At 68.2% G+C, this 15,532-nt stretch carries 10 protein-coding genes; 6 read left to right on the forward strand and 4 right to left on the reverse strand.

The window, feature by feature from the left end:
• Positions 1-69: 69 nt before the first annotated feature.
• The 3 genes from K5L49_RS01515 to K5L49_RS01525 all read left to right on the forward strand — a co-directional run bounded on the left by K5L49_RS01515 (position 70) and on the right by K5L49_RS01525 (position 3,803).
• The gene (locus K5L49_RS01515) at positions 70-1,974 is read left to right on the forward strand and encodes a hypothetical protein (protein ID WP_223690277.1); all 1,905 of its coding nucleotides are present in this window, start codon (positions 70-72) and stop codon (positions 1,972-1,974) included.
• Positions 1,971-2,951, forward strand: coding sequence for a tetratricopeptide repeat protein (locus K5L49_RS01520; protein WP_223690278.1), 981 nt, complete (start codon positions 1,971-1,973; stop codon positions 2,949-2,951). The genes K5L49_RS01515 and K5L49_RS01520 overlap by 4 nt, the downstream gene beginning before the upstream one ends.
• Positions 2,952-3,014: 63 nt before the next feature.
• On the forward strand, positions 3,015-3,803 hold the full coding sequence (locus K5L49_RS01525; RefSeq protein WP_223690279.1) for an SDR family oxidoreductase: 789 nt from the start codon (positions 3,015-3,017) through the stop codon (positions 3,801-3,803).
• On the opposite strand, the gene glgB is transcribed toward K5L49_RS01525, so the two are convergent.
• Entirely contained in the window at positions 3,784-5,994 is a 2,211-nt protein-coding gene (gene glgB / locus K5L49_RS01530) for a 1,4-alpha-glucan branching protein GlgB (protein ID WP_223690280.1), read from the reverse strand. The two genes, K5L49_RS01525 and glgB, sit on opposite strands and share 20 nt — an antisense overlap.
• Positions 5,995-7,980 carry an alpha-1,4-glucan--maltose-1-phosphate maltosyltransferase gene (locus K5L49_RS01535; RefSeq protein ID WP_223695214.1) on the reverse strand — a complete coding sequence of 662 codons (1,986 nt, stop codon included), beginning with the start codon at positions 7,978-7,980 and terminating at the stop codon, positions 5,995-5,997.
• 146 nt (positions 7,981-8,126) lie between these two features.
• Here K5L49_RS01535 and glgP point away from each other — a divergent pair, with 146 nt between their 5' ends.
• Both glgP and K5L49_RS01545 read left to right on the forward strand, forming a co-directional pair.
• Entirely contained in the window at positions 8,127-10,700 is a 2,574-nt protein-coding gene (gene glgP / locus K5L49_RS01540) for an alpha-glucan family phosphorylase (RefSeq protein WP_223690281.1), read from the forward strand.
• Between the two features lie 41 nt (positions 10,701-10,741).
• Positions 10,742-11,635, forward strand: a complete 894-nt coding sequence (locus K5L49_RS01545) for a S66 family peptidase (RefSeq protein WP_308116498.1) — start codon at positions 10,742-10,744, stop codon at positions 11,633-11,635.
• A gap of 12 nt (positions 11,636-11,647) precedes the next feature.
• Here K5L49_RS01545 and ybaK read toward each other — a convergent pair whose 3' ends face one another.
• Positions 11,648-12,142 (reverse strand): Cys-tRNA(Pro) deacylase, encoded by a 495-nt coding sequence (ybaK, locus tag K5L49_RS01550; RefSeq protein WP_223690283.1) that lies wholly within the window; start codon positions 12,140-12,142, stop codon positions 11,648-11,650.
• Between the two features lie 11 nt (positions 12,143-12,153).
• Entirely contained in the window at positions 12,154-14,262 is a 2,109-nt protein-coding gene (gene glgX / locus K5L49_RS01555) for a glycogen debranching protein GlgX (protein WP_223690284.1), read from the reverse strand.
• A gap of 49 nt (positions 14,263-14,311) precedes the next feature.
• On the opposite strand from glgX, the gene K5L49_RS01560 reads away from it, so the two are divergent.
• A complete protein-coding gene (locus K5L49_RS01560) occupies positions 14,312-15,520 on the forward strand; it encodes a cysteine desulfurase family protein (RefSeq protein ID WP_223690285.1) in 1,209 nt (402 codons plus the stop codon).
• The last annotated feature ends 12 nt before the right edge of the window (positions 15,521-15,532 follow it).

A 15,532-nucleotide genomic window follows, 5' to 3' on the forward strand; every position in this document is an offset into this window, starting at 1 on the left:
CAGGGTGGTCCACTATCGTTGAATGACTGTGCCCGCCCGTCGCCCGGGGGCAACACAGAAGGAGCTTGTTTGCGTTTCGTACTCGCCATCGTCGCGTTCGTCGCGGCGGCCGTCATGATCGCTGTCGGCATCGCCCAGCGCACCGTGTTCGCACCCCCGTCGCAGGTAGCGGTGTCGACCACGGTCAAAGGCGACCCCCGATACATCGTCATCGACAGCACGGTTCTCAACTCGCATCCCGGTCAGCAGACTCTCGCGGTCTCAGGCGCCGCGGATGTGAAGACCCAGGTCGTCGCCTACGGCCGCACAGCGGACGTCACGTCCTGGCTGGGCGACGAGACCTACACCAGCATCGGCTACGACGATGCCACGAGCGTGCTGACGACGAAGACCGTCAAGCCCAAAGCGGCAGACTCCGACGGTGGGTCCAAGCCCACCGACTCGTCGACGACGTCGCCCACAGCGTCGCCAACGGCCACTCCCACCGCGACCCCGACGCCGAGCGCGAGCTCACCCGCGACCGCCGACGGCAAGACCGCCGAAAAGGCCGGTCCGAACCCGGCCGGCTCCGACCTCTGGCTCGAAGAGTTCGACGGGGCTGACGCGACCCTCACCAGGATGAACGTACCCGACGGCATCAGCGTGATCATCTCCTCCGACGGCGCCCACGCCGCACCGAACGAGGTGCGGCTGGTCTGGCCGCTCGACACGAGCACGCCATGGTCGACGCCCCTCATCTACGGCGGTCTCGGACTGCTCGTCGTCGGGCTCGCCCTCTATCTCTGGGGGCTCTACAAGCTGCGCAAGTCACGCGGCCCCCGTCGGAAGGGCGGACCAAAGATGCCCAAGCTGCCCAAGGCGCCGAAGTACAAACCGTCGAAGGCGGTCGAGACGACTCCGAAGGGGCGCCGGTCGACCCGTCGCGCGATGGTGGCCGTTCCGGTCGTGCTCGTCGGCGCCCTTGCGCTCTCCGGATGCACGACGAACCTGCTCGCCGACCCGAAGCCGACCCTCACCAAAACGGCGACCCCGATCGCCACCGATCTGCCGAAGGCCAAGGATGTGCTCCCGCCCGCGGTGACGGTGTCGCAGCTCGAGCTCATCATGAAAAGGATCTCTACCGTCGCCACCGCCGCCGACGCGAAGTCTGACTCAAAGCTCCTCGCCACCCGCTTCACCGGACCGGCCCTGCAGCTTCGCGAGGCCAACTACGCCATCCGCGCCAAGAAAAGCGATCAGGCCGCGCTTCCCGCCATCCTGGCCTCGCCGTTGAAGGTCGCGCTGCCTCAGGCGACCAGCACCTGGCCGCGCGTGGTGACGACGGTGGTCGTGCCGTCCGACACCAAGCTGGCGCCGATCGCTCTGGCGTTGGTGCAGGAGACCCCGCGCGACAACTACCTCGTGAACTACGCGGTGTCCTTGGAGCCGAAGGCCAAGGTGCCCGATCTCGCGCCCGCCAGCATCGGAGCGCCGATCGTGCGACCGGATTCGAAACTGCTGACGCTCCCGCCTCAAGACGTGGCCGCCGCATATGGGGACATCCTGATGAACGGCGATAAAAGCAAATATGCCGACCTCTTCGAGACCGACGGCGACACGCTGCGCACCCAGGTCGGTGCGGACTACAAAGCGAAGATGAAGGCGGCGATGCCGGCGACGGCCTCGCTCACCTACGCCAGTCAGGCCGGGCCCGCCGACCCGATCGCGATGGCGACGAACGACTCCGGCGCCCTCGTGTGGGCGAATCTGACGGAGACAGACACCACGAAAGTCGTCGAAGCCGGCGCCGAGGTCAACCTCACCGACGCCAACGGTCCCGCCGCTGCGCTGCTCGGTGCGGCGTCGAGCAAGACGGGCATCCAGACGACGTACGGCTACCAATTGGCGTTCTACGTGCCACCGGCCGGGTCGGATGCGAAGATCACCCTACTGGGCTTCGCCCAGGGCCTTGTCGCAGCGAAGGAAGTGCAATGACCGATCTGCCCCCGAACCCCACCAGCCTGCGCGGGGCCGTCGACCTCAGCTCGCTCGTGAACCGAGCAATGACGGCGGGCCAGACGCCTGCGGGGGGTGCGCTGGCGGGGGAGGCCGCGGGCGCCGTTCCGCTGCCGAGCCTCTACTTCGAAGGCACCGACGCTAACTTCAACGACTTCCTCGATCTGTCGATGACGGTCCCCGTCGTCGTCGATCTCCGAGCCGAGTGGAGCGAACCGAGCAAGCAGCTCTCCACCGTGCTCGACCGGGTGATCAAAGACTTCGACGGTCGCCTCGTCCTCGTGCGGGTGGACGTCGAGTCGAACCCCCAACTCGCACAGGCCTTCCAAGCGCAGTCGGTGCCGGCCATCGCAGCCGTGATCGGAGGGCGCCCCGTGCAGCTTTTCGCGGGTGCGATCCCGGAGCAGCAGGTGCGCGATGTGTTCGAGCAGCTGTTGGAACTCGCCGCGCAGAACGCTGTCACCGGGCGCGCCCTGGTCGAAAGCCAGGAGGGTGCGGAGGACGCCGCGGACGCCGAAGCCGCCGAGCCGGCCCCGGCCCCGTTGCCGCCACACCACGCCGAGGCATACGAGGCCATCGAACGCGGTGACTACGCGGCGGCGATCGCCGAATACAAGCTGGCCATCGCCCAGGACCCGCGCGACACGATGGCCGTCGCCGGCCTCGCCCAGGTGAGCCTGCTCGACCGGCTCGACGGCGAATCGATGGATGAGATCCGTTCGGGCGCGGCTGCCGCCCCGGACGACGTCGCTGCCCAGCTGCTGGTGGGCGACCTCGATGTCTCCGGCGGTCATGTCGATGACGCCTTCGACCGGTTGCTCACCCTGTTCCCGAAGCTGGACCCGGCGGGCAAGGAAGCGGTGCGAGGACGCATCCTCGACTATTTCGAAATCATCGGTGTGGACGACCCGCGCGTCGTCAAGGCGCGGGCTAGGCTGACGTCGCTGCTCTACTGAGCCGGATGACGGTCTACCGGGGCGCAGAGAACCCACAGAATCGACGAGCCGGGAGGCCCTGACATGCCGCGCATCCTCGTCGTCGGCGGCACCGGCCTGGCCGGTCGGGCGATCACGGCCGAGGCTGTCGCGCGCGGACACGATGTCGTCGTGGCCAGTCGCCGCGTTCCCGACGACGACTCGCCGGCTTTCGTTCCCGGCGCCGACTATCGCACGGTCGACATCGTCATCGGCGACGGGCTCGAAGAGGCGCTGGAGGGCGTCGATGTGCTCGTCGACGCCTCGAACGGCGTCGGGCGTGCGTCGAGCCATGTGTTCGCGTCCGGCTCACAGAATCTGTTGCACACGGCCGCCCGATTCGGCGTGCACCGGGCGGTGCTGCTATCCATCGTGAACGTCGACCTTTCGGCGTACCCGTACTATCGCGCCAAGGCCCTGCAGGAGCGGAGCTACCAGGAATCGCCGCTGGAGACGCGTATCGTGCGGACCACGCAGTTCCACGACTTCGTCGGCGGGCTGCTGCGGCGAGGATCCCGTCTCGGCTTCGTTCCGGCGCCGACCGGCATCAGCTTCCAACCGATCGCCGTGAGTGATGTCGCCGACGCACTCGTCGACGCCGCCGAGGGCAGCGGGACGGCCGACTCGACGCGCACGATCGGAGGACCCGAGGTGCTGACCGCTCGCGAGCTGGCCGAGCAGTGGAAGTCGGCGACGGGCGCCCGGCGCCCGATCATCGGCATCCGGATGCCCGGCCCGCTCGGCGCTGCGTGGCGTGCTGGTGAGAACCTGGTTCCAGAGGGTGCGATCGACGGGCTCGGTTTCGCCGATTGGCTCACACTCCCCGCGGTCTGAGCCAGAGCGCACCGAGCGGCGGCAGGTTCAGCGTCGCCGACGCGGGGCGTCCCGCCCATGGTTCGTCGACAGCCGTGACCACACCGAGGTTGCCCACTCCGGAACCGCCGTAGGTCTCGGCGTCCGTATTGACGACTTCCTCCCACTCCCCGGCGAACGGCAGCCCGATGCGGTAGTCGTGGTGCGGATTGCCGGAGAAGTTCAGCAGTACGGCCAACGCCTCCCCAGCGCGATCGCGGCGGAGGAAGGCGACCACGTTGCCTGCGGCATCGGAGCCGTCGAGCCATTCGAAGCCCGCCGCCTCGTTGTCGAGCTCCCACAGTGCCGGCTGCTCGCGGTAGACAGCGTTCAGCCGCGCAACGAGATCCCAGAGTCCACGGTGACTCGGCTGGTCGAGGATCCACCAGTCGAGCCCTCGCTCCTCGCTCCACTCCGAGGGCTGGCCGAACTCCTGCCCCATGAACAGCAGCTTCTTGCCCGGATGCGCCCACATGAACGCGAGGTAGGCTCGCATATTCGCCAGCTGCTGCCAATGATCGCCGGGCATCTTGCCCAGCAGAGAGCCTTTGCCGTGCACGACCTCGTCGTGGCTGATCGGCAGCAGGAAGTTCTCGCTGAACGCGTAGACGAACGAGAAGGTGATCCCGCTGTGGTGGTAGCTGCGGTACATCGGGTCTTCGGCGATGTACTGCAGGGAGTCGTGCATCCAGCCCATGTTCCATTTGAGCCCGAACCCGAGGCCGCCGCTGGAGGTGGGGGCGGTCACGCCGGGCCAGCTCGTCGACTCCTCGGCGATCATCACGGTGCCGGGATTGCGCTTGTATGCGGTGGCGGTGACCTCCTGCAGGAACGAGATCGCCTCAAGGTTCTCGCGCCCGCCGTGGATGTTCGGCAGCCATTCACCGTCGGCGCGGGAGTAGTCGAGGTAGAGGATCGAGGCGACGGCGTCCACTCGGAGGCCGTCGACGTGGAACTCCTCCAGCCAGTAGAGCGCGTTGGCCACCAGGAAGTTGCGCACCTGCGAGTTGCCGAAGTCGAAGACCAGAGTTCCCCAGTCTTTCTGCTCACCTCGCCGGGGGTCGCCGTGCTCGTAGAGCGGTTGGCCGTCGAACTGCGCCAGGGCCCACTCGTCTTTCGGGAAGTGCCCGGGAACCCAGTCCATGATCACCCCGATGCCGGCCTGGTGGAGCCGGTCGATCAGGTAGCGCAGGTCGTCCGGTGAGCCGAAGCGGCTCGTCGGGGCGAAGTATCCGGTCACCTGGTAGCCCCAGGATCCGCCGAACGGATGCTCGGCGAGCGGCAGGAACTCGATATGCGTGTAACCGAGCGCGCCGACATAGTCGATGAGCTGATCTGCCGCATCCCGGTAGCCGAGCCCCGGGCGCCAGCTGCCGAAGTGCAGTTCGTAGGTGCTCATAGGCCCGGTGTGCGGGTCGCGGGAACCGCGCTCCCGCATCCATTCGCCGTCCTGCCAGTGGTGAGCGCTCTCGGTCACCACGGAGGCCGTGGCGGGGGGAGTCTCGGCGGCTTGCGCCATCGGGTCGGCCTTGCGCACCCAGTCGTCGTTCTGTCCGAGCAGGTCGAACTTGTAGACGGTTCCCGCACCGAGGCCGGGGACGAAGATCTCCCAGACGCCGGCGGGGCCGAGGGAGCGCAGGGCGTGCCGGGTGCCGTCCCAATCGTTGAAGTCGCCGACCACGCGAACGGCCCGCGCGTGCGGGGCCCAGACCGAGAACGCGGTTCCGGGAACGCCGTCGATCTCTCGCAGGTGCGCGCCCAGCGCCATCCAGAGCTGTTCGTGACGACCTTCGCCGATCAGGTGCAGGTCGAGTTCGCCGACCGTTGGCGCGAAGCGGTAGGGGTCGTCGGCCGTCCAGGTTGTTCCGTCCGCATAGCGCGCCTCGACGGTGTACCGGTCGGCCCCGACGATGTCGACACCCTGCCAGATCCCGTGCGCGAGATGGGCGAGCTCGATGCGCGCGCCGGTCGAGAGCACTGCTGCCACCTCGGTGGCGAGCGGACGTAGCGCTCGGATGACCGTGATCGGGTCGGCGATTCCGGTCGCGCTGACGGCGTGCTGTCCGAGCACCGAATGCGGGTCGTGGTGGCGGCCGGTGGCGACGGCGAAGAGCTGCCCGTCGTCCAGCTCGGGGAGGTCGAGCGCCGCGGCGCCTTCGGGGATCGGGGACATTCAGCCGCCCACTTTCACGCTCAGGATGTGCACGGGTTCGGTGAAGGCGTCTAGACGCACATAGTCGTCTGCACCCCAGGTCCATTTCGCGCCGGTGACGATGTCTTTCACTTCGAACCGGGCGCCGGGCTGGATGCCGAACCGGGCAACATCCAAGTGCACGATCGTTTCGCGCACGGAGTGCGGGTCGACGTTCGCCACGACGATCACTGCGTCGGGCTTGCCGCTGCGGGTGAACTCGCCGGCGAGGTACTTGGAGTAGACGAGGATGGCCTCGTCATCGCTCTCGTGCACGTGGAGGTTGCGCAGCTGGCGCAGCGAGGCGTGCTCGTTGCGGGCGCGGTTGAGCATCGTGAGGTACGGCGCGAGCGAACGACCGGCCGTCTGCGCTTTCGCGTAGTCGCGAGGGCGGTATTCGTACTTCTCGTTGTCGATGTACTCCTCCGCACCCGCGCGAGCGACGTTCTCGAACAGCTCGAAACCGGAGTAGACACCCCAGACGGGCGAAGCGGTGGCGGCGAGCGCGGCGCGGATCTTGAACGCGGCCGGCCCGCCGAACTGCAGGTACTCAGTGAGGATGTCCGGCGTGTTCACGAACAGGTTCGGTCGCAGGAAGTCGGCGGTCTCGGTGGCGAGCCCGGTCAAGAACTCGGCGAGCTCCTCTTTCGTGTTGCGCCAAGTGAAGTAGGTGTACGACTGCTGGAACCCGACCTTGGCGAGGGTGTGCAGAATGGCAGGCCGGGTGAACGCTTCCGCGAGGAAGACGACGTCCGGGTCTTCGGCGGTCACGGTGTGGATCAGCCACTCCCAGAAGTCGAGCGGCTTGGTGTGCGGGTTGTCGACGCGGAAGATCCGCACGCCGAGCCCCATCCAATGCCGAACGATGCGCAGGATCTCGGTGCGCAGGCCGATCGGATCGTTGTCGAAATTGATCGGATAGATGTCTTGATACTTCTTCGGCGGGTTCTCGGCATAAGCGATCGTGCCGTCGGGCAGGGTCGTGAACCACTCGGGATGCTCGCTGACCCAGGGGTGGTCGGGCGATGCCTGCAGAGCGAGGTCGAGGGCGACCTCGAGGCCTGACTGCTTGGCCTTGCCGACGAAGTAGACGAAGTCCTTCTCGGTGCCGAGGTCGGGGTGGATGGCGTCGTGGCCGCCGTCGGGCGAGCCGATCGCCCACGGCGATCCCGGATCGTGGGGGCCGGCTTCGAGCGTATTGTTCGGGCCTTTGCGGTAGGAGCGGCCGATCGGGTGGATGGGCGGCAGGTAGACGACGTCGAAACCCATCGCCGCGATCTCGGGCAGGCGTTTCGCGGCCGAACGGAACGTGCCCGATTTCCAGGACCCGTCGGCGAGACGCTTCGCCCCCTCCGAACGGGGAAAGAATTCGTACCAGCTGCCGACACCGGCGCGGGTGCGCTCCGCCAGCACGCTCCGCGTTTCGGAGAGGGTGGGCAGGCTCACCACCGGTCGCGCCGTCAGGATGGAGACGATCCGGTCGTCGGTGGCCGCAGCGAGACGCTCCGCGGCGGGGCGCTCCGAGCTGGCGACGACCTTGGCGGTCTCGGAGAGGTGGCGACGCTCCGCGGTGCTGCGGCGTTTGTCGGCGGCGGCCCGTGCGAGCAGGTCGCGACCGATGACGAAGGTCAGATCGACGTCGACACCGGCCGGCACTTTCAGCTCGGCGTTGTGCCGCCAGGTGGCGTACTCGTCGGCGTACGCCTGCACCCGGTAGCGCCACAGACCCTCGGCCTCCAGCTGCACCTGCGCCTCCCAGCGGTCTGTGCCAGGGGCGATCGGGCGCATCCGATGCTCAGTCTGTTCTCCCGCCGGGTCGAGCAGCAGCAGATCGACGCCGATCAGGTCGTGGCCCTCGCGAAAGGCGGTGGCGCGGAACGGCACGACTTCGCCGTTGAACGCGGTGGCGGGCCAGCGGCCGTCGTCCACCTGCGGGGTGAGGTCGAGGATCGGGATGCGGCCGATCATCGGGGCGAATTCGGGCTCGGCCGCGTGCTGTTCGGCGGGTGTTTGGCTGCTCGTTGCGCTCTTTGACACACCCCGACCGTACACGCCCACCGACCGTTCAGGGGTGGTGCGCTTAGTGGACACACGGCTCCCGTAGGCTGATTCCCGTGAAGGCCATCCGTAGATTCACCGTCCGTGCCGTCCTCCCCGAGAATCTCGGAGCGCTGGAGGAACTCGCAGGCAATCTGCGCTGGTCGTGGCACGAGCCGACGCGGCAGCTTTTCGCCCGGATCTCATCGGAGCTCTGGCAGCAGGTCGGGCATGATCCGATCGCGCTCCTCGGCGCTGTTGACCCGGCCCGCCTGGCCGAGCTCGCCGCTGATCCCGGCTACGTCGACTGGGCGAATCACCTGCGCGACGATCTGCGTTCGTACCTGACCGAGCCTCGCTGGTATCAGTCGCTTGACGATTCCGCGCCGCGCTCGATCGCATACTTCTCGCCGGAGTTCGGGATCGCCGCCGCGCTTCCGCAGTACTCCGGCGGTCTCGGCATCCTGGCGGGCGACCATTTGAAGGCCGCGAGCGACCTCGGCGTGCCGCTTGTCGGCGTGGGCCTCTTCTACCGGTCCGGCTATTTCTCGCAGGCGATCACCCCGGACGGCTGGCAGCTGGAAAGCTACCCCGTGCTCGACCCGGACGGCCTGCCGCTCTCTGTCCTGCGCAACCCGGACGGGACGGCCGTCCAGATCACGCTCGCCCTCCCGAACGGAGTGCTCCACGCGCGGGTGTGGCAGGCGGCCGTCGGACGCGTTCGACTGCTGCTGCTCGACACCGATGTCCCCGAGAACGAGGAGCGCCTGCGCTCGGTGACAGACCGGCTGTACGGCGGCGGCGGTGAGCACCGGCTGCTGCAGGAGCTGCTGCTCGGGATCGGCGGCGTTCGCGCCATCAAAGCCTGGGCCGAGCTGAACGACGCCCCGGCGGCCGAAGTCTTCCACACCAATGAGGGGCATGCCGGGTTCCTCGGCCTGGAGCGGATCTCCGACCTCATCGGCGAGGGGCTCACCTTCGACGAGGCACTGCAGGTGGTGCGCGCCGGAACGGTGTTCACGACGCACACGCCGGTCCCGGCAGGGATCGACCGCTTCGATCGAGCGCTGGTGGAGCAGTACTTCTCGACCGATCTGCTGCCCGGGGTCGCCCCCCAGGATGTGCTCGCGCTCGGCGCCGAGGACTACCCGGGAGGCGCTCCCGAGATGTTCAACATGGCCGTGATGGGGCTGCGGCTCGGCCAGCACGCCAACGGTGTCTCGCGGCTGCACGGAGACGTGAGCCGGCACATGTTCAACGGCCTGTACCCGGGGTTCGACCCCGACGAGGTGCCGATCGATTCGGTGACGAACGGTGTGCACGCGCCCACCTGGACCGATCCGATGCTCCGCGCGCTGGCCGAAGAGCGGCTCGGTACCGATGACACGACGACCGCCGATTGGGCGAACGGGTCGGCGGTGAGCGACCTCGACCTGTGGTCCGTGCGCACCAGGATGCGCGAGCAGCTGGTCGGCGACGCCCGGCGACGTCTGCAGGCGGCTTGGGAGAATCAGAACCCGGGCGGCATCGCCCCGGCGTGGATGAACGACCTGCTCGACCCGGCCGTTCTGACGATCGGCTTCGCCCGTCGCGTCCCCACCTACAAGCGGCTCACGCTGATGCTGCACAACCCGGAGCGGCTCCGGGCAATCCTGACGAACCCTGAGCGACCGGTTCAGATCGTGATCGCCGGCAAATCGCATCCGGCCGACGACGAGGGCAAGCGGCTCATCCAGAAGCTCGTGCAGTTCGCTTCGGAGCCGGAGATCCGCACGCGCATGGTCTTCCTGCCTGACTACGACATCGGCATGGCCCAGCTGCTCTACCCGGGAACCGACATCTGGCTGAACAATCCGCTGCGCCCGCTCGAAGCCTGCGGAACCTCGGGCATGAAGGCGGCCCTGAACGGCGCCCTCAACCTTTCGATCCTCGACGGCTGGTGGAACGAGTTCTACGACGGCGAGAACGGCTGGGCGATCCCGTCGGCGGATGCGGCCGGCGATGGGGCGGAGCGGGATGCCCTGGAGGCCGAGGCGCTCTACGACCTGATCGAGAACCAGATCGCCCCGCGGTTCTACGAGCGCGACGGCGACGGTGTGCCCGGCGCCTGGGTGGGCCAGATCCGGCACACCCTCTCCACGCTGTCGCCACAGCTGAGCGCGGCCCGAATGGTGCGCGAATACGTGACGCGGCTCTATGTGCCCGCCTGCGGGTTCGAGCGCCGCCTCACTGTCGACGGTTTCGCCGCGGCCCGCGACCTCGCTGCCTGGAAGCGGCGGGTGCGGGCGGCCTGGCCCGGGGTCAACGTCGCTCATGTCGAATCAGGTGGGGTGGATGCTGTGCCCCAGGTGGGCGATGAGCTCCATGTGCGCGCGCTGGTCGACCTGAACGGGCTCGCCCCCGACGAGGTCGAGGTGCAGGTGGTCTATGGCCGCAGCCACGAAGGCGATGAGCTGACAGACGTTCGCCATTCGGCGCTGGACGCCGATCCGAATCGACCGGGCGGTCACGACGGCTCGACGACGGTCGAGTACCGGGGCACCGTAGAGCTGGCCTGGGCGGGGGCCTTCGGCTACACGGTGCGTGTGGTGCCGAAGAACGAGCTGCTGCTCGGTGTCGCGGAGCTTGGGCTGGTGGCGGTGGCCTCCTGATGCGCTACCCGCGACCCCTCGCGCCGGGCGACACGATTGCCGTGACCGCGACGTCGAGCGGTGTCCAGGAGGATGCGATGCCCCTGCTCGACGCGGCCGTGCGCCGGCTGCGCGATAGCGGATACGAGGTCGTGCTCGGCGACTGCCTGCTGGGCGGCACCCACATCAGCGCGCCGGCGGCCGACCGCGCGGCGGAGCTGATGGCGATGCTGCTCGATCCGGCCGTCAGCGCCGTCGTCCCGCCATGGGGCGGCGAGACCGGCATCGATCTACTGCCGCTGCTCGACTTCGATGCGTTGCGGGCGGCCGAACCGACGTGGTTCGCCGGATACTCAGACACATCGACCCTGCTGACTCCGATCACGCTGCTCACCGGCACTGCCACACTGCACAGCGGCAATCTCGTCGACGTCCCGAACCGCCTCCCCGGGTCGTTCTCGTCATGGCTCGATGTGGCGGGACTGGCGGCGGGGAGCGTTCTCCGCCAGGAGTCCTCTGCGCTCCGCTGGCGACGCCTGGACGGTGGGAACGGTGAGCTCGACCTCAGCGGCCGGCTCATCGGCGGCTGCATCGAGACGATCACACACATTACGGGAAGCCCGTTCGGCGGCACCTCCGCTCTCGGACCGACCATCGTCTACGTCGAGGCCTGCGAAGACGGGGCATTTTCGATCTGCCGCGCTCTGCACGGGATGCGCCTGGCCGGCTTCTTCGATTCGGCCGTCGCCGTGCTCATCGGCCGCAGCTCCGCGCCCGATGCGCCGTCCCTGACCCAGGACGACGCCGTGCGCGATGCCCTCGGCATGCTGGGGGTCCCGATCGTCGCCGATGTGGAGTTCGGTCATGTGCCGCCCCAGCTGACCATCGTCAACGGCGCCCTCGGTCGGCTGCGCTGGTCGCAGCACGAGAATGTGCTGGAGCAGACTCTCGCCTGAGTGCTTTCCGGCTCAGGCGTCCCTGGCGATGGCGGCGAAAACGCCCCCGGTGATGCGGAGCAGGTCGTCCGGGGCAAGCTCGACATCGAGGCCGCGCTTTCCGCCGGAGACGTAGACGGTGTCGAAGAGCTGCGCCGTCTCGTCGACGATGGTCGGGTGTGCCGTCTTCTGTCCGATCGGGCTGATCCCGCCGACCACATACCCGGTGCGGCGTTCGGCGAGGGCCGGATCGGCCATCGCGGCCCGTTTGGCGCCGGCCGCGGCAGCGAGTGCCTTGAGGTCGAGCATCCCGGTGACGGGAACGACACCGACGACGAGCCCCGCGTCGGTGTCGGTGAGAAGGGTCTTGAACACACGTTCGGGCTCGACGCCGAGGGCGGAGGCGGCCTCCAGCCCGAAGGAGGCGACGTTCGGGTCGTGCTCGTAGGCGTGCAGGTCGAACGCGATTCCCGACGCCGTGAGGGCGACGGTCGCGGGTGTGCCGGGGGCCGGTCTCTGTCGCGTCATGCGGGGCGTGGTCAGGCCACGGTCTCGACGCCGGAGGCGGCGTCTGCCGAGGTCGTCGGGAGCACTCGTGGCCCGTCGGCCCGGAAGAGCTGCATCGACGTGCCGCCGACGAGGCGGGATGTTCCGGGTGCGAACTCGGCATCGGTCTCGTCGATCGGCACCTCGGTCGCACTGTCCCACAGCAGTGAGTACGAGACGACGCCGGGGGCGATCGGGAGCGACACCTGCACATCGTCTTCGACGCCGTGCACGATGAGCAGCACCCGGTTGAACTCTTCGCGATCGGGGGTGCTCGCCGCAAGGTACTGCAGCGTGCGGTTCTCCGGCGAGTTCCAGTCCTCGTCGTCCATCAGCGCGCCCGTCGCGTCGAACCAGTCCATGTGGCTGGCGTTCGGCGTCGTCTGGCCGAGCACCGCATACCGGCTCGGACGGAGTGCCGGGTTCGTGCGCCGGAGGTCGAGCAGTCGTTTCGTGGTCTGAAGGAGTTCCCGCTGCTCGCGCGTGTGCAGCCAGCTCACCCAGGTGAGCTCGCTGTCCTGGCAGTACGCATTGTTGTTGCCGCGCTGGCTGCGGCCGAACTCGTCGCCGGCGGTGATCATGGGGATGCCGGAGGACAGGAGCAGCGTGCCCATCAGATTGCGGATCGTCTTGTGGCGCTCCAGGAGCACGGCCTCGTCGGTCGTCGCCCCCTCGACACCGTGATTGAACGAGCGGTTGTTATCGGTTCCGTCGCGATTGTTCTCGCCGTTGCCGAGGTTGTGTTTCACGTCGTAGGCGGTGAGGTCGGCCATCGTGAAGCCGTCGTGCGCCGTGACGAAGTTGACGGATGCGAGCGGGCCGCGCTCGGGCGAGAAGGTGTTCGACGAACCGGCGAGCCGCGTGGCGAAGCCGCCGATGCCGATGGGGGCCTCGCCGTGCGCACGAGCCTCTTTGATGTCGGCGAGCCAGAAGTTGCGCACCCGGTCGCGGTAGCGGTCGTTCCATTCGGAGAAGCCGTCGGGGAAGTTGCCGGTCTGCCACCCGCCCATCCCCACATCCCAAGGCTCGGCGATCATCTTGACCCCGGCGAGTCGAGGGTCGTGCAGGATCGCCTGCAGCAGGGGATGCTCGGGGGTGTACTCGACGGAGGCATCGCGCCCCAGGGTCGCGGCGAGGTCGAATCGGAATCCGTCGATCTGCACCTCGTTCGCCCAGTACCGCAGCGAGTCGAGCACCAGGCGAACCGGGACGTCCTTTCCGACGTCGACCGTGTTGCCGCATCCGGTGACGTCGATGTACGCGCCGTTCGCATCCTGGCGATAGTAGGTCGCGTTGTCGATGCCCCGGAAGCTCGTCCGTGGCCCGCCGATGCCCTCTTCGGCCGTGTGGTTGTAGACGACGTCGAGGATCACCTCGATGCCGGCCTGGTGCAGCAGCTTGACCATTCCCTTGAACTCGGCGAGCACCGTCTCGGGCCCGCCCGCTTGCGCGGAGCGGGAGGCGTACGGTGCGTGCGGGGAGAAGAAGTTGAGGGTGTTGTAGCCCCAGTAGTTGGTCAGGCCCTGCTGGATGAGCCGCTGCTCCGAGACGAAGGCGTGCACCGGCAGCAGCTCGACCGCGGTGACGCCGAGATCGGTGAGATAGCCGATCGTGGATTCGTGGGCGAGCCCGGCGTAGGTGCCGCGCAGATCTTCCGGAACAGCCGGATTGAGCTTGCTGATGCCTTTCACATGCGCTTCGTAGATCACCGTGTGGTCGAGCGGCGTGCCGGGTTTGGTGACGTCACCCCAGTCGAAACCGTCAGCGACGACACAGCCGCGCCACTCGTTCGGGCCGACCCGGACGAGACCGCGCGCGTAGGGGTCGAGCAGCAGAGTCTCCGGGTTGAAGACGTTGGTGGGGGATGCGGGCCCGGAGACGCGGATCGCGTAGCGAGTGCCGACGGTGAGCGTGCGCGAGCGACCCACCCACACATTGTTCGGGTCTTTCGCCATCGTCACGGTCTTGACGAGCCAGTTCGGGTCTTTGTCGTCGAAGATGCACAGTTCCATCGAGTCGGCGTTCTCCGAGTAGACCCGGAGCTCACCGCCGTTCGGTCCGAGACGAACGCCCAGATTGCGCAGAGGATCGGCGGAGGTCATGCGATCTAGAGTAGTGACTGCGCAGCGCGCCGAGCGTCGAGGAGGGAAAGTGCCGATCTATCTGGATCACGCGGCCACGACGCCGATGCGGCCGGAGGCCATCGCCGCCTACGCGGAGGCGATGGGGGTGGTGGGCAATCCCTCGTCGATCCACAGTCAGGGTCAGCAGGCCAAACGGATGCTCGAGGAGGCGCGCGAGGTCGTCGCGACGACGCTCGGCTGCGACCCGATCGAGGTCGTCTTCACGTCCGGTGGAACCGAGGCGGTGAACCTGGCCATCAAGGGGATCTTCTGGGCGCGCAACGGGGGAGGCCGGCCGCGGCCGCGCATCCTGGCGCCCGGTGGCGAGCACCATGCGACCATGGACACCCTCGAATGGCTCGCGGGCGCGGAGGGCGCGCAGCCGGAGTGGTTGCCCCTCGATCGTGACGGTGTTGTCCGGCTCGACGCGGCGGCGGCGGCTTTCGCGGTTGAACCCGCACGGATCGCCTTGACGACGGCCCTCTGGGTCAACAACGAGGTCGGGACCATCGAGCCGGTGGGGGAACTCGCCGCCCTCGCTTCGGCGGCCGAGGTTCCGGTGCATCTGGATGCGGTGGCCGCCTACGGGCATCTGCCGATCGACTTCGCCGCGCTCACCTCGCAGGGCGTCCGAGCGCTGAGCGTCTCGGCGCACAAGATCGGTGGACCGGTCGGTATCGGCGCACTGGTGCTGAGCCGAGCCGAGAGCGTGGTTCCGCTCGTCCACGGCGGTGGGCAGCAACGTCAGGTGCGCAGTGGCACGCAGGACGTGGCCGCAGCGGTCTCGTTCGCCACGGCCGCACGGCTGGCTTCCCGAGATCTCGAGGCGGAGGGCGCGCGCGTGACCGCGTTGCGCGACCGTCTCATCCGCGGTGTTCTGAGCGCGGTTCCTGAGGCCGTTCTGAGCGGACTTCCTGCGGGCGATCCGGGGCGCGTGGCGTCCAACGCCCACTTCACGTTCCCCGGTGCGCAGGGTGATTCACTGCTTTTCCTGCTCGACCTCGCCGGCATCTCGGTCTCCACCGGATCGGCCTGCCAGGCGGGCATCCCGGAGCCGTCGCATGTGCTCATCGCGATGGGCCGCGCCGAGACGGATGCCCGCAGCGCACTTCGGGTGAGCCTCGGTCGCACGACCACGGATGGCGATGTCGATGCGCTCATCGCCGCCCTGCCGTCCGCGTTCGCCCAAGCCACCCGGGCCGGCCTTGCGGAACGCGCAACCCGTCTCGGCCGGTGACTGCGGTGACCG

The sequence above is a fragment of the Leifsonia poae genome, assembly GCF_020009625.1.
Lineage (GTDB): Bacteria > Actinomycetota > Actinomycetes > Actinomycetales > Microbacteriaceae > Leifsonia > Leifsonia poae_A.